The organism is Myroides sp. DF42-4-2, from assembly GCF_030326445.1.
Taxonomy (GTDB): domain Bacteria; phylum Bacteroidota; class Bacteroidia; order Flavobacteriales; family Flavobacteriaceae; genus Flavobacterium.
In genome coordinates this window covers 593,043-619,904 of the sequence record NZ_JACAKI010000001.1, presented here as the reverse complement: position 1 = coordinate 619,904, position 26,862 = coordinate 593,043, and the positions used below count along the sequence as shown (strand labels likewise).

The 26,862-nt window shown below is 36.9% G+C and carries 27 protein-coding genes; 9 read left to right on the top strand and 18 right to left on the bottom strand.

All coding sequences use genetic code 11. The annotated features are described in order from the left end of the window. Window positions 1-110: 110 nt before the first annotated feature. From HX062_RS02705 to HX062_RS02685, 5 genes are all read right to left on the bottom strand, one after another. Window positions 111-1,358 carry a 3-phosphoshikimate 1-carboxyvinyltransferase gene (locus HX062_RS02705; protein ID WP_286466311.1) on the bottom strand — a complete coding sequence of 416 codons (1,248 nt, stop codon included), beginning with the start codon at window positions 1,356-1,358 and terminating at the stop codon, window positions 111-113. A 12-nt stretch (window positions 1,359-1,370) separates the two neighbouring features. After that, the gene (locus HX062_RS02700) at window positions 1,371-1,697 is read right to left on the bottom strand and encodes a nucleotide pyrophosphohydrolase (protein ID WP_182625655.1); all 327 of its coding nucleotides are present in this window, start codon (window positions 1,695-1,697) and stop codon (window positions 1,371-1,373) included. A 141-nt stretch (window positions 1,698-1,838) separates the two neighbouring features. Then, the gene (locus HX062_RS02695; RefSeq protein WP_182625654.1) at window positions 1,839-2,045 is read right to left on the bottom strand and encodes a hypothetical protein; all 207 of its coding nucleotides are present in this window, start codon (window positions 2,043-2,045) and stop codon (window positions 1,839-1,841) included. Next, window positions 2,045-2,497 (bottom strand): D-aminoacyl-tRNA deacylase, encoded by a 453-nt coding sequence (gene dtd, locus HX062_RS02690; RefSeq protein WP_286466310.1) that lies wholly within the window; start codon window positions 2,495-2,497, stop codon window positions 2,045-2,047. Before dtd ends, HX062_RS02695 begins: the two co-directional genes overlap by 1 nt. A gap of 17 nt (window positions 2,498-2,514) precedes the next feature. Further along, a complete protein-coding gene (locus tag HX062_RS02685; protein WP_286466308.1) occupies window positions 2,515-4,497 on the bottom strand; it encodes a transglutaminase family protein in 1,983 nt (660 codons plus the stop codon). 646 nt (window positions 4,498-5,143) lie between these two features. Here HX062_RS02685 and HX062_RS02680 point away from each other — a divergent pair. Further along, the gene (locus HX062_RS02680) at window positions 5,144-6,007 is read left to right on the top strand and encodes a hypothetical protein (RefSeq protein ID WP_286466307.1); all 864 of its coding nucleotides are present in this window, start codon (window positions 5,144-5,146) and stop codon (window positions 6,005-6,007) included. Between the two features lie 54 nt (window positions 6,008-6,061). On the opposite strand, the gene rsgA is transcribed toward HX062_RS02680, so the two are convergent. Together rsgA and HX062_RS02670 are read right to left on the bottom strand one after the other, a co-directional pair. Beyond that, entirely contained in the window at window positions 6,062-7,027 is a 966-nt protein-coding gene (gene rsgA / locus HX062_RS02675; protein ID WP_286466306.1) for a ribosome small subunit-dependent GTPase A, read from the bottom strand. Window positions 7,028-7,118: 91 nt separating this feature from the next. Beyond that, window positions 7,119-8,192, bottom strand: a complete 1,074-nt coding sequence (locus HX062_RS02670; protein ID WP_286466304.1) for a chorismate mutase — start codon at window positions 8,190-8,192, stop codon at window positions 7,119-7,121. Between the two features lie 157 nt (window positions 8,193-8,349). Between HX062_RS02670 and HX062_RS02665 the strand changes: the two genes are divergently transcribed. Genes HX062_RS02665 through gldA form a run of 3 tightly spaced genes read left to right on the top strand, consistent with a single transcriptional unit; the run spans window position 8,350 to window position 10,543 of the window. Continuing rightward, window positions 8,350-9,192 (top strand): sulfite exporter TauE/SafE family protein, encoded by an 843-nt coding sequence (locus HX062_RS02665; RefSeq protein ID WP_286466303.1) that lies wholly within the window; start codon window positions 8,350-8,352, stop codon window positions 9,190-9,192. A 12-nt stretch (window positions 9,193-9,204) separates the two neighbouring features. Continuing rightward, on the top strand, window positions 9,205-9,594 hold the full coding sequence (locus tag HX062_RS02660) for a DUF1634 domain-containing protein (RefSeq protein WP_286466302.1): 390 nt from the start codon (window positions 9,205-9,207) through the stop codon (window positions 9,592-9,594). Window positions 9,595-9,631: 37 nt separating this feature from the next. Then, window positions 9,632-10,543, top strand: coding sequence for a gliding motility-associated ABC transporter ATP-binding subunit GldA (gene gldA / locus HX062_RS02655; RefSeq protein WP_182625646.1), 912 nt, complete (start codon window positions 9,632-9,634; stop codon window positions 10,541-10,543). 38 nt (window positions 10,544-10,581) lie between these two features. On the opposite strand, the gene HX062_RS02650 is transcribed toward gldA, so the two are convergent. From HX062_RS02650 to HX062_RS02605, 10 genes are all read right to left on the bottom strand, one after another. Next, entirely contained in the window at window positions 10,582-11,202 is a 621-nt protein-coding gene (locus tag HX062_RS02650; protein WP_182625645.1) for a deoxynucleoside kinase, read from the bottom strand. Further along, on the bottom strand, window positions 11,202-11,993 hold the full coding sequence (locus tag HX062_RS02645) for a hypothetical protein (RefSeq protein ID WP_286466301.1): 792 nt from the start codon (window positions 11,991-11,993) through the stop codon (window positions 11,202-11,204). The genes HX062_RS02650 and HX062_RS02645 overlap by 1 nt, the downstream gene beginning before the upstream one ends. Window positions 11,994-11,995: 2 nt before the next feature. After that, the gene (locus HX062_RS02640; protein WP_182625643.1) at window positions 11,996-12,481 is read right to left on the bottom strand and encodes a dihydrofolate reductase; all 486 of its coding nucleotides are present in this window, start codon (window positions 12,479-12,481) and stop codon (window positions 11,996-11,998) included. A gap of 4 nt (window positions 12,482-12,485) precedes the next feature. Continuing rightward, on the bottom strand, window positions 12,486-12,866 hold the full coding sequence (locus tag HX062_RS02635) for a 2TM domain-containing protein (RefSeq protein ID WP_182625642.1): 381 nt from the start codon (window positions 12,864-12,866) through the stop codon (window positions 12,486-12,488). Between the two features lie 19 nt (window positions 12,867-12,885). Continuing rightward, the gene (locus HX062_RS02630) at window positions 12,886-13,710 is read right to left on the bottom strand and encodes a thymidylate synthase (RefSeq protein WP_182625641.1); all 825 of its coding nucleotides are present in this window, start codon (window positions 13,708-13,710) and stop codon (window positions 12,886-12,888) included. Window positions 13,711-13,728: 18 nt separating this feature from the next. After that, entirely contained in the window at window positions 13,729-14,340 is a 612-nt protein-coding gene (locus tag HX062_RS02625) for a bifunctional nuclease family protein (protein ID WP_182625640.1), read from the bottom strand. A gap of 101 nt (window positions 14,341-14,441) precedes the next feature. Further along, window positions 14,442-15,410, bottom strand: a complete 969-nt coding sequence (locus tag HX062_RS02620) for an electron transfer flavoprotein subunit alpha/FixB family protein (protein WP_182625639.1) — start codon at window positions 15,408-15,410, stop codon at window positions 14,442-14,444. 32 nt (window positions 15,411-15,442) lie between these two features. Further along, window positions 15,443-16,189, bottom strand: a complete 747-nt coding sequence (locus HX062_RS02615) for an electron transfer flavoprotein subunit beta/FixA family protein (protein WP_286466298.1) — start codon at window positions 16,187-16,189, stop codon at window positions 15,443-15,445. Window positions 16,190-16,449: 260 nt separating this feature from the next. Continuing rightward, on the bottom strand, window positions 16,450-17,517 hold the full coding sequence (locus tag HX062_RS02610; RefSeq protein WP_286466297.1) for a D-alanine--D-alanine ligase family protein: 1,068 nt from the start codon (window positions 17,515-17,517) through the stop codon (window positions 16,450-16,452). Window positions 17,518-17,521: 4 nt separating this feature from the next. Beyond that, entirely contained in the window at window positions 17,522-17,800 is a 279-nt protein-coding gene (locus HX062_RS02605) for a hypothetical protein (protein ID WP_286466296.1), read from the bottom strand. A 1,155-nt stretch (window positions 17,801-18,955) separates the two neighbouring features. On the opposite strand from HX062_RS02605, the gene HX062_RS02600 reads away from it, so the two are divergent. Further along, complete coding sequence (locus HX062_RS02600) at window positions 18,956-20,125, top strand: tRNA lysidine(34) synthetase (protein ID WP_286466295.1); 1,170 nt, start codon at window positions 18,956-18,958, stop codon at window positions 20,123-20,125. A 5-nt stretch (window positions 20,126-20,130) separates the two neighbouring features. Further along, window positions 20,131-20,832, top strand: coding sequence for a nucleotidyltransferase domain-containing protein (locus tag HX062_RS02595; RefSeq protein WP_286466293.1), 702 nt, complete (start codon window positions 20,131-20,133; stop codon window positions 20,830-20,832). A 639-nt stretch (window positions 20,833-21,471) separates the two neighbouring features. Here HX062_RS02595 and HX062_RS02590 read toward each other — a convergent pair. After that, a complete protein-coding gene (locus HX062_RS02590; protein WP_182625635.1) occupies window positions 21,472-21,843 on the bottom strand; it encodes a hypothetical protein in 372 nt (123 codons plus the stop codon). A 540-nt stretch (window positions 21,844-22,383) separates the two neighbouring features. Between HX062_RS02590 and HX062_RS02585 the strand changes: the two genes are divergently transcribed. The 3 genes from HX062_RS02585 (at window position 22,384) to HX062_RS02575 (ending at window position 26,557) form a co-directional block, all read left to right on the top strand. Further along, window positions 22,384-23,361: a pyruvate dehydrogenase complex E1 component subunit beta gene (locus HX062_RS02585; RefSeq protein WP_182625634.1), complete on the top strand. Its 978-nt coding sequence runs from the start codon at window positions 22,384-22,386 to the stop codon at window positions 23,359-23,361. A 90-nt stretch (window positions 23,362-23,451) separates the two neighbouring features. Continuing rightward, window positions 23,452-25,944 (top strand): DUF5686 and carboxypeptidase-like regulatory domain-containing protein, encoded by a 2,493-nt coding sequence (locus tag HX062_RS02580; RefSeq protein ID WP_286466291.1) that lies wholly within the window; start codon window positions 23,452-23,454, stop codon window positions 25,942-25,944. 85 nt (window positions 25,945-26,029) lie between these two features. Further along, complete coding sequence (locus HX062_RS02575) at window positions 26,030-26,557, top strand: inorganic diphosphatase (RefSeq protein WP_182625632.1); 528 nt, start codon at window positions 26,030-26,032, stop codon at window positions 26,555-26,557. The last annotated feature ends 305 nt before the right edge of the window (window positions 26,558-26,862 follow it).

Sequence of the window (26,862 nt, the reverse complement as noted above, 5' to 3'; positions counted from 1 at the left end):
AAAAACAATTTTAATTAGTTCAATAAAAAGAGGTTAGCTCTTTTCAAGTTTTACAAATATACAACCTTGAGATAGGCGTTGTCAAGTATTTAGCACTATTTTTTTATTTTTCAGGGGGTTTCAAGGACTGAAAAGCCCAGTTTTTGTAGGTCTTTCCAAAACTTGGGATATGACTTACTTACCACTTCTGCTTCTTCGATAATCAGATCCATTTGAACCAATAAGGGTGCAAAAGCCATGGCCATGCGATGGTCTTGATAGGTTGCAATTCGCACCACCCCCTCTTCTCTTGTTTCTCTTTTAGCTGCTAAAGCAAGAGAATCTGCTGTAACAAAAAGATTTCCGCCTAGTTTTTTCAACTCTTGTTGAAGTGCTACTAAACGATCTGTTTCTTTAATTTTTAACGTATGTAATCCGTGAATTTCACAGGCAATTCCCAATCCAAAGCAAGTAACTACTACAGTTTGTGCCAGGTCGGGAGTATCGTTAAAATCGCCTTGAAAAGCAGTAGTTGGCGATGACACTTTAGTCAATCGAATAAAGTCATTTGCTTCAAAAACAGTTTCCACCCCTAATTGTTCGTATATCATAGGCAATTGGGCATCACCTTGTAAACTAACGGATTTGTATTTACCCAATCGGAGACTTGTTCCCAAAGGAGACAAGGCAATTAGAGCGTAATAATAGGAGGCAGAAGACCAATCGGCTTCGACTGTAAATTGTGTTTTTTTTATTTTTTTGGGAGGATAAACGGAGATTTGTTGCCCTTGAAAGGTTATTTCTGCTCCTAGTTCTCGAATAAGAGACAAGGTCATCTCAATATAAGGTCGAGAAGTAATATCTCCGATTAACTCAAGATGCATCCCGTTTTTAAGTGCAGTTCCCACCAAGAGTAAAGCTGAAATATACTGACTGCTAATACCTGCAGGAATGCGAATACATCCACCTGTTGCTTGAATTCCATCAATGGCCAAAGGCGGATATCCCTCTTTTTCGAGGTAGGTAATGTTAGCCCCCAATTCGCGAAGGGCATCAACCAATATCCCAATAGGGCGATTGTGCATGCGTTCACTGCCTTCTAGCTGAATCGACTGGTTTTGACACAAAGCAAAATAGGCCGTTAGAAAACGCATCGTCGTTCCTGCATGATGGACATTTACCCGTCCTCTTTTTACAGCCAACCCTGCTTGCATCGCTACAACATCATCGGAATCCGCTATATTGTCTACAGCTATTTGTTGAAATAATTGCTGCAATAGCAACAAGCGATTGCTCTCAGACTTACTTCCTGAAATAACAACCGTTGGTACAAAATCAAGTCTAGCATCTAGTGATGATTGTCGTAGGTGAACCTGCATAGTTAGAGAGGCTTATTTTAATTTTTCATTGTTGTGATGGCGATCGTGATCGCGTTTGGTTTTTAGGTCCATCTTTTTATCGAAAGCCTCTTGCAAGTTTACTCCCGTTTGATTGGCTAAACACAAAACTACAAAAACAACATCCGCTAATTCCTCACCTAAATCTTTGTTTTTATCGCTTTCTTTTTCTGATTGCTCTCCGTATCGACGAGCAATAATACGCGCTACTTCTCCTACTTCTTCTGTCAATTGAGCCATATTTGTCAACTCGTTAAAATAGCGAACCCCGTGTTCTTTGATCCACGTATCTACTGCTAATTGTGCGTCTTCTATCTTCATTTCTTTTCGTTATGATTTAGTTTTATCTGAATATTCTTCCTTTTCAGCTTTGGGGTGACACATCCTCATTCCGATCGTTCACCTAGCTTCTATTGGGTTGGGCGTTCGAAGAATCTTTTCTAAGTTTCGCTTTCCCCTCTCCTATTTCTCTTTTCTTTTAAACACTTTATCTTTCACCCATTTTTCGTACACAACCATCAAAACGATGAAAATTATATAGCGGATAGCTACGTTTTGCATGCACAAAGGATCTCCTTTTAAGGCACAAACAAAATCATTGGCGATGATCCACGAAAACAAGATATAGATTACCGTGAACAGACTAAATTTGATTACTACATTTTTCATTATTCTTTATTTTGAGAGTCGATACAAATCGTTACAGGTCCATCGTTGAGCAGTGCCACTTTCATGTCTGCGCCAAATCGCCCTGTTTGAACTTTTTTACCTAAATCCCGTGTTACTTGCGCGATAAAATTCTCATACATTTCTATGGCTACATCGGGTTTTGCTGCGCGAATATACGAAGGGCGATTGCCTTTTTTCGTCGATGCGTGTAAGGTAAATTGACTGACGAGCAACACTTCCCCATCAATGTCCAAAACTGATTTGTTCATCACCCCCTGTTCGTCTTCAAAAATACGCAAATTCACTAATTTTCCCGACAACCACTCAATATCTTGTCTCCCATCGACTTCTTCTATTCCGACTAAAACAAGCAACCCTTTGCCGATGCTTCCCGTAAGCGCTCCCTCTACTGTAACTGAGGCTTCAGTTACGCGTTGTATTACTATTCTCAATGTATCTATTTTTCTAATTATTTTATTCGCTCTAGTACGACATGATGCTCTTTGATCTGCTGCTGTATCATAGCATACAACAGGCGAAGCTCGCCGTAATCTTCTTTAGGGATGACCGTTTTTTGCAGGCGTAAACTCAACCCTATTTGCAGTTGATTCCCCTCTAACACCTTTACTTCATAAATCATATTAGCCCCAATTTTTGAATTGGCAAACACCTCATCCTTAGGATAGTATTTCAATCGATACCCTTCAGGCAACTGAACCACTAATTTATACATATCCATAAAGGGATAAAGAAAGTGAATATCGGTTTGTCTCACCGGGTTTTCAAACGGGTTGGCTTTATCTCGATACAACTCCAAAGGAGTAAAGGTCAAGGTGTTATTTTTTGGATCTACTGTTGCAAAGTTAAATTTTCGCACCTGGAACGCTAGATCGATATCCTTGTTTTCGGTTGATTTGATCTCCCCATGACTCAAAAATAATTGTGAACTACGCCCTTCAATATCACTGCGGCTTCTATTCAGCATACTCTCTGCGTAGTTTGATTTAAAGGCTAGTGCTTCATAACGCGTGAGGAGGCCTTTCATCGTTCCAGTTGCATGTCCAGATTCATCTAGCGTCAACTGAAATTCTTCTTGTTTAAACGAAATCTGCCTTGGCGTTAGATCCACTTGTGTCACACTAAATTTATCCGTAATCATCCACCCATATCCGTTTAAATCTTCAAAGGGCAATACATTTAGCAGGGCGTCTTCCATTGTCCCATCGAGAACATAAAATTGATCTTCTATTTGGAGTCCTACAATAACGTGATTTAAGAAACGCGTGAATAAAATGGGGGCAACCCCATTAGACTGTGTACTAAGGACAATGGGATTGGCCTGAAAGCCCGCTGCGCGCAAGGCCCCTATTAGCGCCAAATTTAGATCTGCACTATTTCCCTGCCCCTGGCTCATTGCTCTTTTCACTCCCTTATCTGTCCAATAGCCATAGTGCTGATCCCATTTGATGTGTTGCTGAACATAGGCAATTACTTTTTGGGCTTTCTCCATGGCATTTAATCCACTTAGGTCAATATGTTCTAGCGTTTTATTCCAGTATTTATCTTGTTTTAATTCGTTTCCGAATTTTCTATCCTTGTATATTTCTTTGGCTACCGCTTCTTTTTCGTGTGGAATTACTACAGACGGGCTCATGGGATATTGAAATTGGATTAAATCAAAGCGAACGGAACTAATATTCTGCTGTGCATTAGTCGAAAAAGGTTCATTTTCAAATGCTGGAACCGCTTTGGCTTGAAAACCTAAAATTGCTTCTTTATAGCGATAGGATGTTCCCCATTTATTTCGAGCTAAATCACGTGCAGTTTCCGTTACGGTTTTTGTCTCTCGAAGAGTCAACCCTCCTGTTTTCGTTAGAAAATAGGTTAAATTATCAGGTATATTAACGGTATAGCTGCTTTGAAGTTTTGGAATGTCCCCTTGAAAATACCAAGTAGGAATCACGTCTATATTGTCTATTTTTTTGGTATAGCTATATGCAATTCGATCGCCAATTCGAATGTCATTTACGATAATTTCTTTACTGTAAAGGCCGTCGTGCACGAAGCGATTCTCGGCAGCTTTCACTTCAATAACTTCCTCTTTCCCTTGGGTAGTGCGGAAAATTTTATACGAGTCGATTTCAACCGACTCTGTCGTGTAGCGATTAACGTAATAAGGCAGGAGTAAGCTCGCATGGGCTATTCCCTCTTTTGTATTAATTTGAATTAGTCGCTTGACTTTTTGTACAACTGCAAATCCACTTTCTTCCGAAAACTCAAAGTCTACTACCCCTTCTTCATTTAATACAACAGCACTAGCTTTATTAAACATCTCTTCTTCTACATGAATCGTTGGTGCTGTTTGTACTAGATCAGCTGGTGGAATTGACTTCTGCTGAGCCAAACAATTAAAACTAAAAATTCCCAGCGTAATTAATACAACTTTTTTCATTTCGTGTTTTACATTTTATTATCCATCTCAAAAATACAAAACTCCAACAGTTTGACCTCCAAATTTAGCGACGATTTAGGAAGAAGGCGTAAAACAAGGAGAAGGAAGAGATAGGAGAAACGAAGAAAAGGCAAGTTCTAAACTAAAGTGTAGGTCGTCCTCCATTTTCTAGGAGTAAAAGAGTTGAACAAATAGGCTAATTTTTAACCTGCATTTTAACCTTGCCTTAACAAATATAACTATCTTTTTGCCTTAGCTTTATATTACTCACTTCTTAGCAATAATATAAAATAACAACATATTTAACTACGCTACAATTACAAACTTAACGAAAACACAATAAAAACACAAATAACAAATAAAAACCTCAATAAAAAATAGATATATGATTGTAGTTTTTTAGAATTTGTGATGCACTTATTTACAGAGTAGTGCATTTTCGATAAAGTTGCCGGCACTTGTCCACTTATTCAACTCCATTACCCGCATGGTACGCCTATGCAAAAAATCTAAACTGTCCTTAACGCAAGGGTATTGAGCTTTTTTACATTGTAAAACTTGTCTCTCCTGCGTTCCAAAGACGATTTTAAACAGTGTATTTATTAATCTGCAACATCGCTGTGATGTTGCCCAAATCATTACGACCATGAAAAAGATATATGGCCTATTCCTATGCCTTGCATTTTTAGGTACGGCATGCAGTTCAGATCAAGCTTCTTCCGCCCGGTTGGAGCAACCGACCCCAGAGACCAATCGTTATGAAGTCATCACCACTGCCTATCAGCAGCGAAGGGAGGAAACACCAAAACTAAGGACCTCTTCTTTTTGGAAATGGTTCAAACCTGTTGCTTCGGCAGATGCAAAAGCCTCGGCCATGTACTTGGCTAAAAAGGGATTAAAAGCGGATTGGAAAGAAGCCTTAATCATTGGAGCGTCTGCTTCACTTGCAGCTATATTTTCTGGTAAAAGTACAACAATGGCCATTCAACCATCAGAATTGCCTGTTCTAACCGATATACAAACCATCCAAGAAGCTTCCTTTCGCGCCAATAGTATGGACGACTTAGGTTATTTACACTATACGCTCGTCAATGAGGTGCTCCAAGACTCCACCCTTGCCGCTCTAAGTCCCAATGAGCGAAAAGGCGTACTATACGACAAAGTGTATCATCAAGCGCAAAAGCAAAACATCACCACCACCTACGACAAACAAGAGGCGATTGCGGTATTAACAGCACTTGAAACGACAGTGAATGATCAAAGTGATGCCTATTATACTACCCTATTTGCATTTACCAATTCCAAAGATTTCAACGATTACAAAAATATAGTTAAGCTGTACTCCAGTACATTTTCCAAACTATATAATCCTTTTGTATTTACGGCATATTCTAAAGAAATGGAACTAGCAGTTGTAGAAGATACTACTTTATCACAAACCGTTAAAGATGTTTTATTGTTAGAAATGGCTACTTATCGCTATGGATTCACGTATTACCTCAAAGAATAGAACTAAAAAAGAGCTGATCCCAGGAGGGTCAGCTCTTCTCTATCTAATCTACGGTTATTCCTCTTGGTTTCTGCCGTCTTTATAAATATCTGTTCGATAATGTTCTTCTTCCCCATCGAGGATTTGGATGTAGGTTTTATAGCGAGACCAAGCAAGTTCATCGTTGTCTAAAGCTTCTTTAACTGCGCAATGTGGTTCTTCACGATGTAAACAATTATTGAATTTACATTGGTCTTTTAACGCGAAGAACTCCGGAAAGTAGTCTCCCACTTCTTGAGGCTCCATATCTACCACGCCAAAACCGCGAATTCCAGGGGTATCAATAATAGCTGCATCAAATGTCAGATCAAACATTTCGGCAAAAGTGGTGGTGTGTTGCCCTTGTTTGTGTTGCTCTGAGATTTGCGCTGTTTTTAAGTGCAGGCCCGGTTCTATAGCATTGATTAGGGTTGACTTCCCAACACCTGAGTGACCAGAAAACATGGATACCTTTCCAATCATTCGCTCTTTAATCTGTTCTAATCCCTTTGATTCAATAGCGGAAACGCGCAAACACTCATACCCAATCTGCGTATAGATATATTGTAAATACAATTGTTCATCCAAAGCTTCTTCTGAATAGGTATCGATTTTATTGAACACTATAACCGTTTTAATGCCATAGGCTTCCGCAGTTACTAGGAATCGATCGATAAAACTTGTCGTTGTCACAGGGTTGTCAATCGTCACAATCAAAAACATAGTATCGATATTTGACGCGATAATATGCACCTGTTTGGATAAGTTTACTGATTTACGCACAATATAATTCATACGAGGAGCGATCTCATGAATCACACCTGTTGTTGTGTCATTGGTTGTTTCTAGTTCAAAGACAACATGATCTCCTACTGCAAGGGGATTCGTACTTTTAATTCCCTTAATACGAAACTTTCCCTTGATGCGACAATTGTAAAACTGCCCATCTTCACCTTTTACAACATACCAGCTTCCCGTTGATTTATAAACTGTTCCTTTCATAAGGCAAATATATTTTAAATATTCCTGCAAAAAAAAGAGACCAAGTAGAAAATCACTTTGTCTCTTTTGTATTTATTACATCTATGTGTGTCTATGCATCCTTTCTATTGATGACTTGATCCTGTCGATAAATACTTTCTTGGTGGATCGCGTTATAAATCGTACGGATAAATTCATCTGTAAATCCGAGATGTTCCCCTTCTTTCATCATTTTTTCCACAATGCTATTCCATCTTTCTTGTTGAAAAACAGCGACATTTTTTTCGCGTTTTAGCGAGCCGATCGCATCAGAAATCATCATTCTCTTTTTTAATAAATCTAGTATTTTGCTATCCATATCGTCAATTTGGATGCGATAGGTTTGCAATTGCTGCATATAATCTTCCGTCTCGTCGGTTATATTGCGCAACTTAAGTGTGTGCAAAATGGTTTTCAATTGTTCGGGAGTCACTTGTTGAGCGGCATCACTCCAAGCTTTATCGGGATTCAGGTGTGTTTCTATCATCAGTCCGTCAAAATTGAGATCTAGCGCCAATTGAGAAACTGCTAAAATGCGATCCCTACGCCCTGTAATATGAGAGGGGTCACAAAAAATGGGAATATGCGGCAGTTCTGTTTTAATGTCTAAGGGTATTTGCCATTCGGGTATGTTGCGGTATTTTGTTTTTTCATAGGTACTAAACCCACGGTGAATCAGTCCTAGCTTACTGATATTCGCTTTTTCGAGTCGTTCTAGTCCACCCATCCACAGCGATAAGTCGGGGTTAATTGGATTTTTCAGCATAACGATTTTATCCGTTCCTCTCAAAGCTTCTGCAATTTCTTGCACTGAAAAAGGATTTACTGCGGTACGCGCACCAATCCACAAGATATCGATATCATTGGCAAGGCATAAATCCACATGTTCCGCTGTGGCAACTTCTGTTGCCAATAACAAACCTGTTTCCTCCTTTACTTGTTTCATCCAATCCAGCCCAATGGCACCTACCCCTTCAAAACCACCAGGTTTAGTTCTGGGTTTCCAAATACCTGCACGAAATACTTTTACCTCATCGGGCAAAGAGCGAGCAATTTGCAACAATTGTTCCGGTGTTTCAGCACTACATGGACCAGCAATAATTGCGGGCGCTTGACCTTGAAAAGCAGTTAACCAATCTTTACTCATTTCTTACATTTTCATTTCATACAAATTTACGAGTTATATTCCAAAAAAAAGGAATTAATCCCATTTGTTCAAACTCAAGTTCTCAGATAAGTCACTTTTTGTTCTTTGTTTTTTATAATAATTAATACTTTTACTTTTCATCAAAAATTCAACCTACATGTCAGTACTAACTTTTATCTTAATCCTATTCCTAGGTGCCTTTGCTGCTGGTTTTATCGGCTCATTATCAGGACTTGGGGGCGGGATTATTATAATTCCTTTACTCTCCGTATTTTTAGGCGTGGACATTCACTATGCCATTGGAACAGCTTTAGTTGCAGTAATTGCGACTTCATCTGGTTCTGCATCTGCCTATGTGCGCGAGGGGATTACCAATATGAGATTGGGTATGTTTCTGGAAATTGCCACCACCATTGGGGCAGTAGTTGGCGCACTTCTCTCAACCAATGCACCAACATCATTGCTAGCTATTATATTCGGAGCTACCCTCATTTTCTCTTCCATGAATTCCATTCGTAAAAAAGAAGATCACCTAGTCCTCCCCAACCAAGGGAGTGTATTAGCTCAAAAACTAAAATTAGCGGGAAATTATCCTCATGCGAGTGGCGAGAAAGTACACTACAGCATGACGAATATTCTCGGTGGATTTAGCATGATGGGCGTAGCAGGTATGATGTCAGGATTATTAGGTATTGGTTCCGGAGCGTTTAAAGTAATTGCGATGGACACCATTATGAAAGTTCCCTTCAAAGTATCTACGACAACGAGTAACTTTATGATGGGGGTAACAGCAATCGCCAGTTCGGTGATCTACATCCAAAAGGGCTATATCGAACCTACCATTTGTATGCCCGTTATTATTGGTGTATTAATTGGTTCGATGGTCGGTGCTAAAGTATTGATGAAAGCCAATACCAAAAAGCTAAAAATGTTTTTTGCTGTCCTCATCTTCATCATTGCACTCAACATGATTTACAACGGAATTACAGGTAAAATCTAAAAACTAAACACCATGAGTACTTCAAAATTTACAGATAATCAACTGCAAACTATAATTGGAAATGTGTTGCGTTATGGCGTTTTAAGTGCGTTAACTGTAACGCTGATTGGCGGTATCATTCTGCTTGTGAAAGACGCACAACAAACGGTTTCTTTCTCCACTTTTGTCGAGAATGATCGCAACCTAGTTGAATTTTTTCACAACATCTTGGAGGGCGTTGCGAATTGGGATGGGGAATCGATTATTTTTCTTGGTATTTTACTTTTGTTTTTTACCCCTATCCTACGTCTTATCTTGTCCTTATTTTCCTTTATCCTCGAGAAAGACAGCTTGTATATCATAATTACTTTAATCGTTATGGCTGTGATCATTCTCAGTATGTCTTTCGGTTTTTCTCATTAATTTACCTACATTTGTTTTTACTAACCACTTCTTGCATATGTCTATTAAAGTAGAAAATATTAGTAAATATTACGGCGAACAACAAGCGTTACAGTCTATTAATTTCTCGGTGCCTAAAGGGCAGATTGTCGGTTTTCTAGGTCCAAATGGCGCTGGTAAATCGACCTTGATGAAAATACTAACCACCTTTATTCACAGCGATGAAGGGTCGGCTTATGTCAATGAATACAACGTGGCTACACAAGCAAAAAAAGTACAGCAATCCATTGGCTATTTGGCCGAACACAATCCGCTGTATTTAGACATGTACGTAAGGGAGTATTTGCAATTTAACGCTTCGATTTACAAAGTTAAAAAAGAGCGCATTGAAGAAGTAATTATACAAACGGGCTTAACGCCAGAAGCACATAAAAAGATTGGCCAATTATCGAAGGGCTATCGCCAACGTGTGGGAATCGCTACTGCTTTGCTACACAACCCGGAAGTGTTGATCTTAGATGAGCCAACAACTGGACTTGACCCCAATCAATTGATTGAAATTAGAGCGTTGATTAAATCCGTAGGGAAAGATAAAACCGTTTTTCTTTCGACGCATATTATGCAAGAAGTAGAAGCCATTTGTGAACGCGTAATCATCATCAAAAAAGGGCAAATTGTCGCAGATCAATTACTACATGATTTGTTAGAAAATCAAAATGAGCAAATTATTTCTGTTGAGTTTGACTTTAAAATTGAAATAGAATTTATCAATCGCATGCCACACTTGCTACAAGCCCATCACATACACGACACCCAATGGGACCTGGTTTTTCCTATAGGACAAGATTATCGTGCAACCGTGTATGACTTCGCTCAACAACAAGGCCTAAAAACGCTTTCTCTACAACCGAAAAACAAGAATTTGGAAAAGCTTTTTCACGATTTTACCGCTACAGAAAGTCAAGAATAACAAAATAAAAAAAAGAGCCATGGCTCTTTTTTTTATGCTTATATCTCAAATAATCCATTGATTTCAGCGTTGATTTTGTCGATAATCTGCCCTAAATCTTCTGGCTTATCTACGAAATCCAAGTGATCTACATCAATGACTAATAGTTTTCCTTTGTCGTATCCTTTGATCCAATTTTCATAGCGCTCATTTAATCCACTGAGATACTCAATCGAAATAGAGTTTTCATACTCACGCCCTCTTTTGTGTATTTGCCCTACTAAATTAGGTACGCTACTTCTCAAATAAATCAACAAGTCTGGTGCAGCTACTAACTCTTGCATTAAATCGAAAAGGGAAGCATAGTTTTTAAAGTCTCGATTAGACATTAACCCCATCGCATGCAAGTTGGGTGCAAAGATATGAGCATCCTCATATATCGTTCGATCTTGAATGATTGTTTTTCCACTCTGTCTGATTTGAAGTACTTGGCGAAAACGACTGTTCAAAAAATAAACTTGCAAATTAAATGACCATCGATCCATTTGATGGTAGAAGTCATCTAAGTATGGATTGTCCACGACATCTTCATAATGTGCTTCCCATCCATAATGTTTTGCTAATAAGTCTGTTAATGTTGTTTTTCCCGCCCCAATATTTCCAGCAATCGCTATGTGCATTACGGTAATTTTATTTGATAATTATTTACTTTTTGTTCGGTAAAAATACTCAATTTTTGAGTGTTATAAAAGAAGCCTGAAATGCTTTTTACATCCACTCGAATTTGGTAAACCATATTCTTCTCCATATCAACGTAATAGAGCTTATTTAGATGAGAATAAAATACCTGTTTATTATTTAGTATTTGAATATGGTCATAGTCAGAAGGCATAGCATAGTTCAGCACTTCATTGCCGTAGATGTCAATTCCCTTAATCTTATTATCTATTGTAATGCGGTAGAGGTAATTCAAGGTGGATTGATAGGCTTTGATCTCTTCCTTAATGGTAAAGATATTGCGCACTTCTAAGGTACTTAAATTATAGCGCAACACGCTTTGATTCGCTTGATTGACAATCCACAAATTCTTTTGCGTACTGCTAGCAACATAAGCGGGATCCATAGCAGAAAATCGCCCTGTTAGCTCAATGGTATTTAATAAAGCTAGCTCCTTACTCAGTAGGACGATGGAATTAAAATCGACATAAAACAATACAGGAAACAGTGAATTTGTCAAATCAATCATTTTCAACGTCCCCATTTTGGGCAGGCTAAAATTTTCGGAAGAATACTTACTGCGTTTGCGCAGCGTATTTTCTTCTCGTGTAAATGTATTGTCAAAAATATCTTTACTGATAAAAACTTCTTGTTCTCTCAGTGATTCACTGTTTAAGAGTTGGGTGTTTATTGTTTCTTGTGCAAGAGTGGATATGCTACCACAAAGCAAGAGAAAAGCAATTAACTTTTTCATATTTACTTCCTTATATAGGTTTGAAAAGTAAAAGCGTAGGCGTGTTTTTCATCGATGGGATGATAACTCTCTTTGACCAATTGCCAGTCGGAGGGTGAGAATTCAGGAAAAAAAGCATCTCCTTCAAAAGAAGCGTGTACTTGGGTTAATTCTAATTGGTCTGCAAAAGGCAAAGCCAGGGTATAAATTTCACCACCTCCAATTACATACACTTGTTCTTCCCTTTTGGTTCGTTCAAGCGCTTCTTCTAAACTGTGAACAACGATACAATTTTCGGGAGCGACATAGTCTTTTTGTCTAGTGATAATTACGTGTGTTCGATTAGGTAAAGGCTTGGGAAACGACTCAAAGGTTTTGCGTCCCATAATGATATGATGATGGGAAGTTAAGGCTTTAAAGTGTTTAAAATCATCGGGCAAATGCCAGATGATTGCATTGTCTTTGCCCAATACGTTATGCGCTGCAACAGCAGCAATTAGAATGACCATCGAATTAGTATTTTGTATCTTCTTGGTTTAAATCTCGTTTAACATCTACTAGAGGAAAGTCTTTTTCTACTTTCGCGCGTAGCTGTTTTATTTTTTCTTGTTGGAGTGAGACGAGTCGTTCTATTTCGCGTTCCTGCCAAGCAGGTCCCATAAAGCGATTAACGACCACTACATTGATCAGGTGAAAGAGCAAAAGCAATGCCCATGCACCAACGACATAGGGCCACCAAACCCCAACAATTTGCGGGTCTTTTACCCACATATTAATTGCGTATAAAACTAGGGAACCCAATAGAAAAACAACGAAGTGAAATAATAACATCTTGCGTTGTTTGATTCGGTTCTTTGCGTACTCGTACTGTTTAATTGCTTCTATTTTTTCCATAGCATTTTTGGATTAGAATTTATACCGATACTTTACCTTTTATAGCGGGATGTGATACGTAATCTTCTAACGTAAAGTCCTCATAAGTAAAGCTAAAAATATCTTTTACTTTCGGATTGATTTTCATTTTTGGCAACGCATAGGGAGTGCGACTCAACTGCAAGTTTACTTGTTCAATGTGATTGTTGTAGATATGGACATCGCCAAAAGTGTGAATAAAATCCCCCACTTCTAAATCGCAAACTTGTGCTACCATCATCGTTAGTAGCGCATAAGAAGCGATGTTAAATGGCACACCTAAAAACACGTCTGCACTGCGTTGGTAGAGTTGACAAGACAATTTACCTTCTGCAACATAGAACTGAAAAAACGAGTGACACGGTGGTAAAGCGGCTTTGTTATTTGCGACGTTCTCGGCAAAAGAAACGCTAGTATCTGGTAGAACGCTTGGGTTCCAAGCAGAAACCATTATACGTCGGCTATCTGGATTTGTTTTTAACGTATCGATCACTTCTTTAATTTGATCAATTCCCTCTCCATTCCAGTTGCGCCATTGGTATCCATACACTGGGCCTAAATCACCATGCTCATCAGCCCATTCATCCCAAATGCGAACGCCATTTTCTTTGAGGTAAGCAATGTTAGTCTCTCCTTTTAAAAACCACAACAGTTCGTGTATAATAGACTTCAAGTGCACTTTTTTGGTTGTAACCAGTGGAAACCCCTCGGCTAAATCAAAGCGCATTTGGTGGCCAAAAATACTTTTTGTTCCCGTTCCTGTGCGGTCTCCTTTTTGTACGCCTTTATCTAAAACTTCCTGTACTAAATTCAAATATTGTTTCATTCCTTTCCTCCTTTTTATCTATGATCGCTTACTAATTTCATCTCTAATTCGCGCTGCTGTTTCGTAGTCTTCATTGCCAATAGCCTCATTGAGTAAACGCTGTAAGTCGGATAATCCGTATTTGTTATAGCCTTTTCCTTCGATGTCTAGCTCTAAAAACTGTTCCACTTGACTGGCGATATCGTCTTCTGCCGGTTCTTCTTCTACTTCAGGGCTTCCACTTAAGATAATCCCTGCTTTGTTCATGATATCAGGATAGGTGTAGATAGGGGCAAAAAAGCGAATAGCTAGGGCAATTGCATCGGAAGTACGGGCGTCCATAAGTTCTTCTATGCCATTTTTCTCCCAAACCAAGCTTGAAAAAAACACGCCATCCACCAATTTGTGAACGATCACGTGTTTCAATTGAATATCGAATGTATCGGCAAAACTCTTAAATAAATCGTGTGTTAAAGGTCTAGGAGGACGAATTTCCTCCTCAATTGCAATTGCAATGGCTTGGGCTTCAAAAGCTCCAATAACAATAGGCAATTTTCGATCCCCGTGCTCTTCATCTAAGATCAAGGCATAGGCTCCATTTTGGGAATGGCTATATGAAATTCCTTTAACTGTCAGCTTAATCAAACTCATAATCTTTTTTATAAAAACAAAAAACAGTAACTAAATCAAAGATAAACAATCTTTAGATTTTAGTTACTGTCTTGGTAAATTATCTAAATCAAAAAATGCTATTAAGCGTTTTTCGCTTTAAAGTCTTTTAATTTTTCCACTAATTGAGGTAACACTTGGAAAGCATCTCCTACAATTCCATAGTCCGCTACTTTGAAGAAAGGAGCTTCTGGATCTGTGTTGATTACAACTTTCACTTTTGAAGAGTTTACTCCCGCAATATGTTGGATTGCACCAGAAATACCTACTGCGATATAAAGGTTAGCCGCTACTGGTTTACCTGTTTGTCCTACGTGCTCTTCGTGTGATCTCCATCCCACATCAGATACTGGTTTAGAACAAGCTAGAGCAGCGCCTAATACTTCCGCTAAATCTTCTAACATCCCCCAGTTTTCAGGACCTTTCATTCCACGTCCACCAGAAACAACAATATCCGCATCAGCAATCGTTACTTTTCCAGATACTTTTTCTACTCCTTCAACTTTTAGACTAAAATCTGCATCGTTTAAGCTTGGTGCAAAATCTTCTGCTGCTGCAGCTCCTGAAGCTTCTACTAAACCGAATGAGTTTTTCCCTAAAGCCAATACCTTAACGTCAGAAGAAATCTCTGTAAAGTTGAATGCTTTGTTTGAAAAACCAGTTCTTTTTACTACAAATGGAGCAGTGCTTTCTGGCAAGGCTACTACGTTAGAAGCAAAACCTGCATCTAAGCCAATAGCAACCGCTGGTGCTGCATATAAACTATCAGTTGAAGAAGATAAAATCACCACTTTTGCGCCTTCTTTTTGAGCCGCTTGTTTGATCACATCTGCATAAGCCTTAGCGTTGAATGTATTTAATTTATCGTTAGATACTTTTAAAACTTTATCTACCCCGTATTTTCCTAATTCGCTAACATCAGAAGCATTAACCGTTACTGCTGTAACTGTTGTTCCCAATGATTCTGCTACTTTTTTCGCATAAGAAGCTAACTCTAATGCTACTTTTTTAAATTTTCCTTCTGCTGATTCAGCATATATTAAAACTGACATACTTTTTCTTTTTAAGGTTAAAAATTACTAGATTAGATCACTTTTGCTTCGTTGTGCAATAAGTTGATTAACTCATCTAAGTTATCCGGAGCAATCATTTTACAAGCTGATTTTGCAGCTGGTTTTTCAAATTTTACTGCTTTAGTTGCAGCTTCAGCTCCTACTGGCTCAAGCACAGTCAAGGCTTTTGTTCTAGCAGCCATGATTCCGCGCATATTTGGAATACGCAAGTCTTTCTCGTCTACTAATCCTTTTTGTCCGCCAATAACTACTGGTAATTTTCCAGATATTGTTTCTTTTCCTCCATCAATCTGACGAATTGCTTTTACCGCTGTTCCGTCTACGTCCAATCCTTCACATGAATTGATGAAATCATAACCTAAAATAGCAGCTAACATACCCGGAACCATCCCACCGTTATAGTCTAATGATTCTTTTCCTGCAAGTACTAAGTCGTATCCACCATTTTTCACTACCTCAACTAATTGTTTTGCAACAAATACACCGTCAGTAGGTACTGCATTTACACGGATTGCTTCATCAGCACCGATGGCTAATGCTTTTCTTAAGGTAGGCTCTGTATCAGCGCCTCCAACATTAACTACTGTTACCGTAGCTCCTTGTTTCTCTTTAAACCAAATGGCACGTGTTAATGCATATTCATCGTTAGCATTGATCACAAATTGCACTCCATTGGTATCAAACTCAGCGTCACCATTCGTGAAATTGATTTTTGATGTAGTATCAGGCACGTGGCTGATGCAAACTAATATCTTCATTATTATTATAGTTTTTTGTTTTACAATATTACTTGTGAACGAAAATAAGAATTAATTTTCAATATTTTACTATGCAAGCATACTAATTTAGTTTGAATTAACCAAAAATAATTTACTAAATCACCCAATAATTCAATATCTTTTGTGGAATTACCCCCATCAAATATCCATTTATTGAAACAAAAGACAAAAATTTAAAAAGTTTGCAATTTAACAATGTAAAGATAAAATAAAGGATTGTCAACAGCAGATGAACTGCTTTACATCCTTTTGTATTTATTACTTGCTAAAGTCAGAATAGAAGTAAGCAATTCTGTCAAAGAAACTCCAGCATATTCAAAGAGTTTAGGATACATACTGTAAGCAGTGAATCCAGGTAAAGTATTAATTTCGTTTACAACAAAACTGCCATTTTTTTTCAGGAAGAAATCAATTCGAGCAAAACCTTCACATCCTGTAATTTGATAAGATTTTACTGCAACGCTTCTTATTTCATCTGAAAGTTTTTTTGGGATATCTGCAGGAATCTTCATTCGCGCAGCTGAAGTATTGCAATATTTTACTTCATAAGAATAAAAGTCAGCGAGTGGTACAATTTCACCTAAAGCAGATGATATAGGATGTTCATTTCCCAAAATAGCACACTCAATCTCTTTACCTTCAATGGCTTCCTCAATTAAAACTTTTTTGTCAAAAGAAAAGGCAAGATTCAGTGCTTTTTGAAATTCCTCTTTCGTGTATACTTTACTTACTCCAACAGACGAGCCAGCATTACAAGGTTTAACAAACATTGGTTTATTTACTATTTTTTCAACGTCATCAAAGGACACCTTATTTCTATTTGCATAAGGCAAAACAACAAAACGAGTGATAGGAATTCCACAATCCCTAAGTACTCGCTTAGTTATTTCTTTGTCCATACAAATCGCTGATGCTAATACAGCTGATCCGACAAATGGAATGTTTAAAAATTTAAAATAGCCTTGTATTGTCCCATCTTCACCAAAAGTTCCATGTATAATAGGAAATACAAAATCAAAGCAGCTAAGTAATTCGTGGGTCTCTGCATCTAATATTTCTCCTACTCGACCTTTCCCTCGTAAATACACCTGTTTAGCCTGAGAAAAATAATCCTTCTCTACTAAATCAATACTAGTCAATGTTGAATACTGCTTATTATAAAACCATTTTCCTTCCTTATTATTTCCTAAAAGAACAACATCAAACTTAGCTTTATCAAAACCATTATATATATTGGATGCAGAAATCAAAGAAATATCATGTTCCATCGATTTACCACCAAATACTAATGCTACTTTTTCTCTCATGTCGTTAATTTTTCTGCTTTTTAATTACATAACAAATAACTTTATACTCCTCAAATGATTCTCTAGCATCCATAATTTCTTTATAAACAAGATTATCAAAAAAATCTATAATATTAAAACCTGAATCTTTTAGTACTTGCTTGAAATCATTAACATCCTTAAAAATGTCCCACGCCTCTTTATGCTGAAAATTCAAAGGCGTGCAACCAACAACAACTCCTTCATCAGATAAAATACTATAGAATTTCTTAATATTTAACTCAATAGAATCGCATCTATCCAAATAATTTACATTTACAATCAAATCAAATTGGTTGCCATTAAAATAATACGATTCAAATTTTCCGCAAAAAAAAACATTTTTAATACAAAATAAAAAGCTCAAACAAAAAGAATAAATAAATACAATTAAACAAATTAAACATAAAATAATAATCAATAATACAACAAAATAAGATTAAACATAGGATATTACTAGAAATAATAACGAATTAAACTATTAAAGTTTGATTAGTGAATAAATCGAACTTAAACACATATTTAAAAAGAATATAAAAACAGCTGTATAGTAGACAACAAGAGTATGAACAAGAACTGTACAGCTACATCAGGACGAAACAAGTTTTCTTGAGAGTACTTCATTGTGAATCCATAATGATGCTAACGTACGGATTCCCGCGCGATTGGGATTTTGCCACCTACTACATTACCTACCTTTCCACTTAGGCCACCTAAAATCCCTCTTTTAATTTCTGCCATAATTTACTTTGTTTACTGTTTACTATTTTTTCACAATCGTTTTGTTCTATTCGCCTTCTACATGAATACACTATAAACCTATATCAGTCCAAATGAACCTGAACTGTCCCCTTCCGTGTTTTTCTATCGTTTGGAAAACAAAAGACAAAAACTTAAAAAGTTTGCAATTTAATTCGAACTAGATAAAAATAAAGCGCATCAACTAAACCAGAATAAAGCTTAGACTATCCTATACTTTTTTAATTCTAATCTTATTACTTCTAAAAGTAAATCACGTAAGTATAGACCCGAATATTCAAAAGAAACATATATACATCTAAAAGTATTACTATATCAACTAAATCTCTCCCTTGCCCCTTAATTGGCAACCTATTTGATTCCTGTTTTTTAACTCTAGTCTACTACCCAATACAATTTTTTAAATCTATATATGTTGCAAACATTATTAAAAATCAGAAAATGGGAAAGTTCTGCTCCTATTCCATCCAACGCAATTCAAACAGTTGAATCTGCGTACAAAAATCAACAACCATATTTAACAGATTCTAAAATTTGTTGTCTTTGTGGAACAAGTTCAAATATTATATCCATGTAATTATTCGAACAAATAATTCTTAGTAATAATTAGTAATACAAGGGGGAGGTTTGTGAAGCTTTCCCCTAAAAAAACCTAAAGACGATGAATATAATCCTCAATACAGCTCAAGGAAAATTTGATTTAAACTATGATAAACAACAAACGTTAGAAAATATCTGTCTAGTAAACAAATTACCATTTCAGTCCATTAATTTCTATGGTCAAAAAGGAGATAGACTAAAAATACTTCCTAAAACACTTAATACTACAATTGATGATTACATTTTAGACAATTATGATGCAATAATCTTACAGACCAATCGAAATATAAATCTGCCGAAAGTGATACTAAAGAATTATCTCGTAAGCTATAATAGCACTAAATCAACTGAATACATCTTCCAATCTGAAAATTTCGACTATTTAGCCTACATTGAATTTTCTTCTGAGCAATGTTTTGACTTTATCTATAAAAAAGTTACAGCTTTTTTTAATAACATTAGTATAGATAATCGCCCAATCATAGTTGGAATAAGTGGTGGTGGTGACTCAAACACTCTACTAAAAGCTTTACTACAGGTAAAAAAGATCCATAAAACTCAACTTATCGCTGTTATGTGTTGTGGTTTAGATGTGTGGGATCTAGCAGTAGATAGAGCCAAATACATATGCAAAGAAGCAGATATACAACTCAATATTGTTGCTCCCAACGAAATATGCAAGATCATAGGTAAAAAGAATGCTCTTACTTGGGATACAGATTTTTTTGACGTTTTTAAAGACAGTGACCTAGATGTATTAGGCACTTTTGTAATAAGAAAAGTGCTACAACACTATTCAAAGACCCACAACGCGCAAGCAATGATAACTGGATTAAATCTAGAAGATTTACTGGCAGAATCTATCTTTCAAGTATCAAAAGGAAAATTGCCACTTCCATTTCCTATTAGAGAAATAGATCATACGCAACTTTGGTATCCCTTATATCGTATTCCTAAAAAAATACTTGACGGTTGTTACCCTAAACTCTCTTTAGAAAATTATGAACAACGCCATGCTGACAAACTAGTAAACAGAGCGATTCCTTACTATTTTTCACAAATTACAAGTTCTCTTATTCCTGGTTTCGAATATGACTTACTAGATGGATTTCAAAACTTATCGACACTTAACAAATCCCCATTTATATACATAAAAGAACTAGGATTCAGCGTTACAGAAGAAATTTCTCATCATTTAATACAAAAATGGTTGTATTACACGAATAATTAAATATAATGGAGAACAAACACAAACAAGCATTAAAGCAAGCTCAAGAATGGATAAGCCAAAATTTTAATCCAAAAGCAATCCTTGTAGGAGGCAGTATTGTTAGAAATCAACACAATACAAACAGTGATCTAGATATTCATGTAATCCATGATGCTTCATTTAGGCAGCGACACTTTAAATATTTCAACCAAATTGCTTGCGATATATTCATAAACAATCCAGAGCATATTAAGAACTATTTTATAGAAGAGCATAAAAAGAATCGGCCTTCGACAGCTCATCTGTTAACGACTAGTATCGTTCTATTTGGTCAAGAATACCTAAAGGATCTCCTCAAACTTGCCCATTATTATCTTCAAACGCCAAGAAAGTATTCAACAGAAGAATTACAACAACAACGCTATTATATTACTACTTTACTGGAGGACGCTACAGATATTTTGCAAACAGATACTAACTGTTGCACTTATATTTTAAATACAGTAATAAGTGAAGTTATTACCTACTATTATAATATTCACCAACACTACCTACCAAGAATTAAAAATAGAATACAAGATATTCAAGTCCCTGACTTACAACGCATTTTTACAGATTTCTACAGAGCCAAAAACAATGAAGAACGCATTCAAGCTTTGCATGCGCTATTTTATCAACTCGACATTCCTATACAGCCACAAGAGTGGCATACTGAACCGTCAACCTAAAAAAATTATAAAAGATGAAGAGCGAAACATACAAAGAGGGTGCCCCAAAAGGGCACCCTCTTTGTATGGTATAAAACGGGGCTCTTTTCTTTGATTAATTATTCTTGCAAGTAAAACGAATGTTAGACTCCGATCGCGCGGATTACTATTTTTTCACAATCGTTTTGTTCTATTCGCCTTCTACATGAATACGCTATAAACCTACATCAGTCCAAATGAACCTGAACTGTCCCCTTCCGTGTTTTTCCATGATAGGGAAGAAAAAAGCACAAAAGGGCTTTTTTTTCCTTCAACAAACAACACAAACAACTGTTATTCAGCCGTTTGTTTGGTTTGGTTTTACTTTTGTTCGGGTCTTCTTCGGTAAACATGCGGATTTACGGGGGTTTAACCCCGATTTACCGAAGCTGACTCGAACATGACTCGAACAAGACTCAAACAAAACGCAATCCACGCGATCGAGATCATTTAGCTTAGATCGAACTTTCTTCTGAATAATGTTTTAATTTTATCTATAAAAAAAATTTTGCTTTAGTTAAAAACAGCAGTGTTGAATGAAACAAAAAAAGAGTTCAGTTTGACTGAACTCTTCCTTTTATTTCTTTCACCTTGGTTTAGGTTGTACAAAACAATTGTTACTTACATCGAAATATTAGCAACAAGCACGCTTCCGTTAGCCTTCGATGTTTTGATTACTTTCCCTCCTTGTACAACTTCCAACGTCAATTCACCATTATTATCTTCCGAATCAATTGTTTGTGCTGTAACAGAAACCGCTACAATTTTGTTCCCTGCGAATGATTTTGACCATTCTTTTTTACCTAGATCGGCAATTGATTCTGTTGTTCCATCTCCTTCAACAACAACAATATTTCTCAATACGGCATTATCTGATGTTTTAGCTACAACTTCATATGCAGCATTGCTCGATGTATTATCATCACTACTACATGAAAATAGTCCCATAGAGACCATCGCACAAACCAGTACTACTTTTGCTTTTCTTAACATAATTCTGTTTTTTTTAATGTTTTACCGTACAAATATATATCAGTAAAAAAAACATTTACAACTAATTTATTCAAATCGGCAAAACAACATCATATTGTGTATTATTTCCACAAAAGTCCACAATTCTTCTTCTAAAACACAGGGTTAACTTCGAATACTAAAACAAAAAAAAACACTAAGAAAAGAGTGAATCCCCACTTTATATAGCAACCAATACGCTCACCTATAGCATTGAACAAGATAAGGTAGTTGATGATTTGTTGTCACAAACATCCAATTTCGGACTACAGAATCTTTTTTTTGCTTGGGTAATCTCATCAGACAGCAGGCAAAAGTATAGGGGCAATAGGAGGGATACTTGTGAAAGAAGCCCATTAAATCTGCAAGTACCGAGCTTGTAATTGCCCTATTTCCGCCCAAAAACTTATACAATTCAAAGACGCAGTTAAAAAAAACAAAACAGAATAGAACATAAGCGTTGTAATGATATTTTTTCATACTTTTGTGACTATTGAATAATTTTACGGAAAATAAGAACTTATGAGAACGATTCAATTTAGAGAGGCCGTATGTGAAGCTATGAGCGAGGAAATGCGTCGCGATGAAACCATATATTTAATTGGAGAAGAAGTAGCTGAATATAATGGTGCTTATAAAGCTTCAAAAGGTATGTTGGACGAATTCGGTCCTAAACGCGTAATTGACGCTCCTATTGCAGAACTAGGTTTTGCGGGGATTGCTGTTGGTTCTGCCATGAATGGAAACCGTCCGATTGTTGAATTTATGACATTCAACTTCTCTTTAGTAGGAATCGACCAAATAATAAACAACGCAGCTAAGATGCGTCAGATGTCAGGTGGTCAATTCAACATTCCCATTGTATTTCGCGGACCAACTGCTTCAGCTGGACAATTAGGTGCTACGCACTCACAAGCCTTTGAAAATTGGTTTGCCAACGTACCAGGTTTAAAAGTGGTAGTTCCTTCTACTCCTTATGATGCAAAAGGATTATTGAAATCAGCAATTCGCGACAATGACCCTGTTATTTTTATGGAGTCAGAGCAAATGTATGGGGATAAAGGAGAAGTTCCTGAAGGAGAATACACGCTTCCTATTGGAGTTGCTGATATTAAGAGAGAAGGAAAAGACGTGACAATTGTGTCGTTTGGTAAAATCATCAAAGAGGCATTAAAAGCGGCTGAAGAATTAGAGAAAGACGGAATCTCTTGTGAGGTAATTGATTTGCGTACGGTTCGTCCAATGGATCAAGAAGCCATCTTAACTTCAGTAAAGAAAACCAACCGTTTGGTTATTTTGGAAGAGGCTTGGCCATTTGGAAGTGTATCGTCAGAGATTACTTACTTAGTCCAAGAACAGGCTTTCGATCACTTAGATGCTCCAATCCAGAGAATTACTACTGCAGATACCCCTGCACCTTATTCACCTGTATTGCTAGAGCAATGGTTACCGAACTCCAATGACGTAATCAAGGCAGTGAAAAAAGTACTATACAGATAAACTTTTTTAAGTAAAAAAAAATTGTATATTTGAATTACTCCATCTTATCTTATAGGATGGAGTTTTTTGTATTTATGCCTAATATTGACTATGAAGAAAAACATATTATTTTACCTAATTCCCCTTTTATTTGCTCATTTCCAAGGTTTTGCACAAACAAAAGTAAGTGGTAAAATTAAAGATAGCAACAATGTAGAGGTTTCCTATGCCAGTGTATATTTCAAGCATTCTACCCAAGGTGTCATCGCTAACGAGGTTGGAAAGTTTTATTTGGAAACTGAAAAAAACTACGATACGCTAGTGGTGTCTTTCGTTGGCTATAAAACAACCTATGTTCCGCTTAAAAGCCATAGTAATCTTGACTTAACCATCACATTAGAGGAAGATAATATGTTGGAAGAGGTGCGTATTTTCACGGGAAAAACCTCCAAAAAAAACAACCCTGCCCTCGATATTTTAAGAAAAATATGGGAGCGCAAGCGCAAAAATGGCTTGTATATGTTTGATCAATACGAATTTGACAAATACGAAAAAATTGAATTCGACCTAAACTCTATCGACAGCGCTTATCGCAAAAGCAAAATTTTCAGGGGGATGGAATTTATCTTCGATCAAGTGGATACCAACCGCATCACGGGTAAAACCTACCTTCCTATCTTTATCAATGAAAATATTGGACAGGTTTACGGAGATAATCTAGGCAACAAAAAAATTGAAAAAACCCTGGGGAACAAAAACTCCGGATTCGATACAAACCAACACATAATTGAGTTCGTAAAAGATTTATATGCTGAATATAACATCTATAACAACTATATTAAAATATTTGACAAAGACTTTGTCAGCCCCTTGTCGCGTACTGGAATTAACGTGTACAATTACGTATTAGCAGATAGTGCTTATATTGATGACAAATGGTGTTACAATATTGTCTATTATCCTAGACGAAAAGGGGAACTTACCTTTAAAGGAGACTTTTGGGTGAATGACTCCACCTTTGCCATCAAAAAAATCAATATGGAAGCCAGCCGAGATGCCAACATCAACTGGATCAAAGAAATCTATATTGAACAGGAATTTGATGTGCTAAATGATTCCGTTTTCTTGTTGACACGCGACCATTTTATGTCTGATTTTGCCTTGTCAAAAAAGGAAAAATCAAAGGGTATTTACGGAAAACGCACCACGATATACCAGAATCACCAATTCAATATCAAACATCCAGATGATTTCTATCGCGTGGATGTCAACCAATACGATGAGTCGATCTACAGTCGATCGGATGAGTTTTGGCAGACCTACCGCTTTGAATCTTTAAGTAAAGATGAATACGGGATCTACAAAATGTTAGATACGCTGAAAACTGTACCAAAATTTAGGTTTTTGTTTAACTTAACCTCTACTATCGCGAGTAATTACTACAACATTCCGAAGTATAAGTTAGACTATGGTCCGATTTTCTCCACCTTTGGTTATAATGATATTGAGGGCTTGCGCCTGCGTGCAGGAGGGCGAACGTACTTTGGACCGAATGACAAATGGAGGTTAGAAGGTTATGGGGCCTATGGTTTTAAAGATAATAAATTCAAATACGGAATGAGCGGTAGACTCCTACTACACAGTCCTTCTCGATTTATTCTATTTGGAGGAAATCGTCGAGATGTAGAACAAATCGGGGTAAGTTTAACGGAAACCAACGACGTATTGGGACGAAGTTTCGCCTCTAGCTCCCTTTTTGCTAGTGGAGACAACTCTAAACTGACGGATATTAATTTATCAACTGTCGGTTTGGAAATTGAACCCGTAAAGAACTTGCGTTTCTTAACCACCTTTAGCTACCGAACACTAAAACCAGCCTCGGATCTTTTTAATCTCGATTACTATATTGACAAAGAACGAACGCTGATTTCAAATGAAACCAAACAATCGGAGATTGAAATGGCAGTAGACTATACGCCTGGAAAGAGAACTATTGGATATGGGGTGGATCGAAACGAAATAGATCAAAAATACTTGAAATTATACCTGCGTTATAGCCATGGATTTAAAGGGGCTTTTGACAGTAATTTCCAGTATGACAAGTTGCAATTATACGCGAGAAAACCAATTCTACTCGGCGGATTTGGGACTTTTACAACGACTGTTGAAGCAGGAAAAACATTTGGCGAAGTACCGCTGGGCCTACTGAGTGTGGTACCCGGAAACCAATCGTGGTTTAACATCGAAAATACCTTTGCCAACTTAAACTACTATGAATTTGTAACCAATGAATATGCTTCTATTCACTTAGAACACAATTTTGGCGGTCGATTACTCTCGAGAATCCCGTGGTTTAGAGACCTAAACCTAAGAGAAATCGTAGGCTTTAGGGGAATTTACGGAAAGATCTCCCAAGAAAATATAGACCTCAATGCCTCTCAATTGGTTTATAAAGCACCAGAGGACTTCTATTATGAATACTACGTTGGAATTGGTAATATATTCAAGGTATTTAGACTTGACTTAAGCTGGAGAGGAAATTATTTGGACATGCCTGACGCTCGAAAGTTTGCCATTCGAGGCTCATTTGCAATTTATTTCTAATAATAAAAAATATACTTGCTAAAACGCACGAATTGAAGTATTTTTGCCCCCATTATTAAGTTATTTGATTATAAAATAAATGAATATGAGTACATTCGAAACTTTTGACGCCTTTGTTGAAATTCCAGCAGGTAGTAGAAATAAATATGAATATGATTTCGATTTAAAACGATTGAGATTCGACCGTTTACTTTACTCAAACATGAGATACCCAGCAGACTACGGTTTCATTCCTGAAACTTTAGCATTAGATGGAGATCCACTTGATGTATTGGTTATGTTTACTGAGCCATCTCTTCCAGGAATGGTTGTTGAAGTAAAACCTGTAGGTATTTTCTATATGGCAGATGATAAAGGACAAGACGAAAAAATTCTATGTGTTCCTGTTTCTGACCCATTGATGAACAAATTAAACGACATCAACGATGTAAACGAGCACTTCAAAAAAGAAGTAGAGCATTTCTTCAAAGTATACAAAGACTTAGAAAACAAACAAGTGACTACAAACGGTTTTGGAGATAAAGCAGCTGCCATCCAAATGATCAAAGAATGTAAAGATCGCTTTGACAAATTAGAAAACAAAGCAGAAGGTTTATTCAGCATCCGCTACTAATAAACAAGCTGCAATTTAATATAGAAAAAGAGGGTGTCCCAAAAGGTCACCCTCTTTTGTATTGTATAGGTTCCGCCCTAAACTAAGGATACTAAACTTGTACAGCACAAAAAAACTACCTAAACTTAAGTGGGTTCTATTTTGTTAGGCTTATTTGACAGCCTCTTTTTATTTCTATTTATCATGCATAGTTCTACGTCCCCTTATTTACTCCTGTTCAGCACAACAAGCCAAAGCAAAATCTAAGGACAGATTACTTATTACACAACAACCATACATTAAAATCGATTTTTTTACAAGGAATA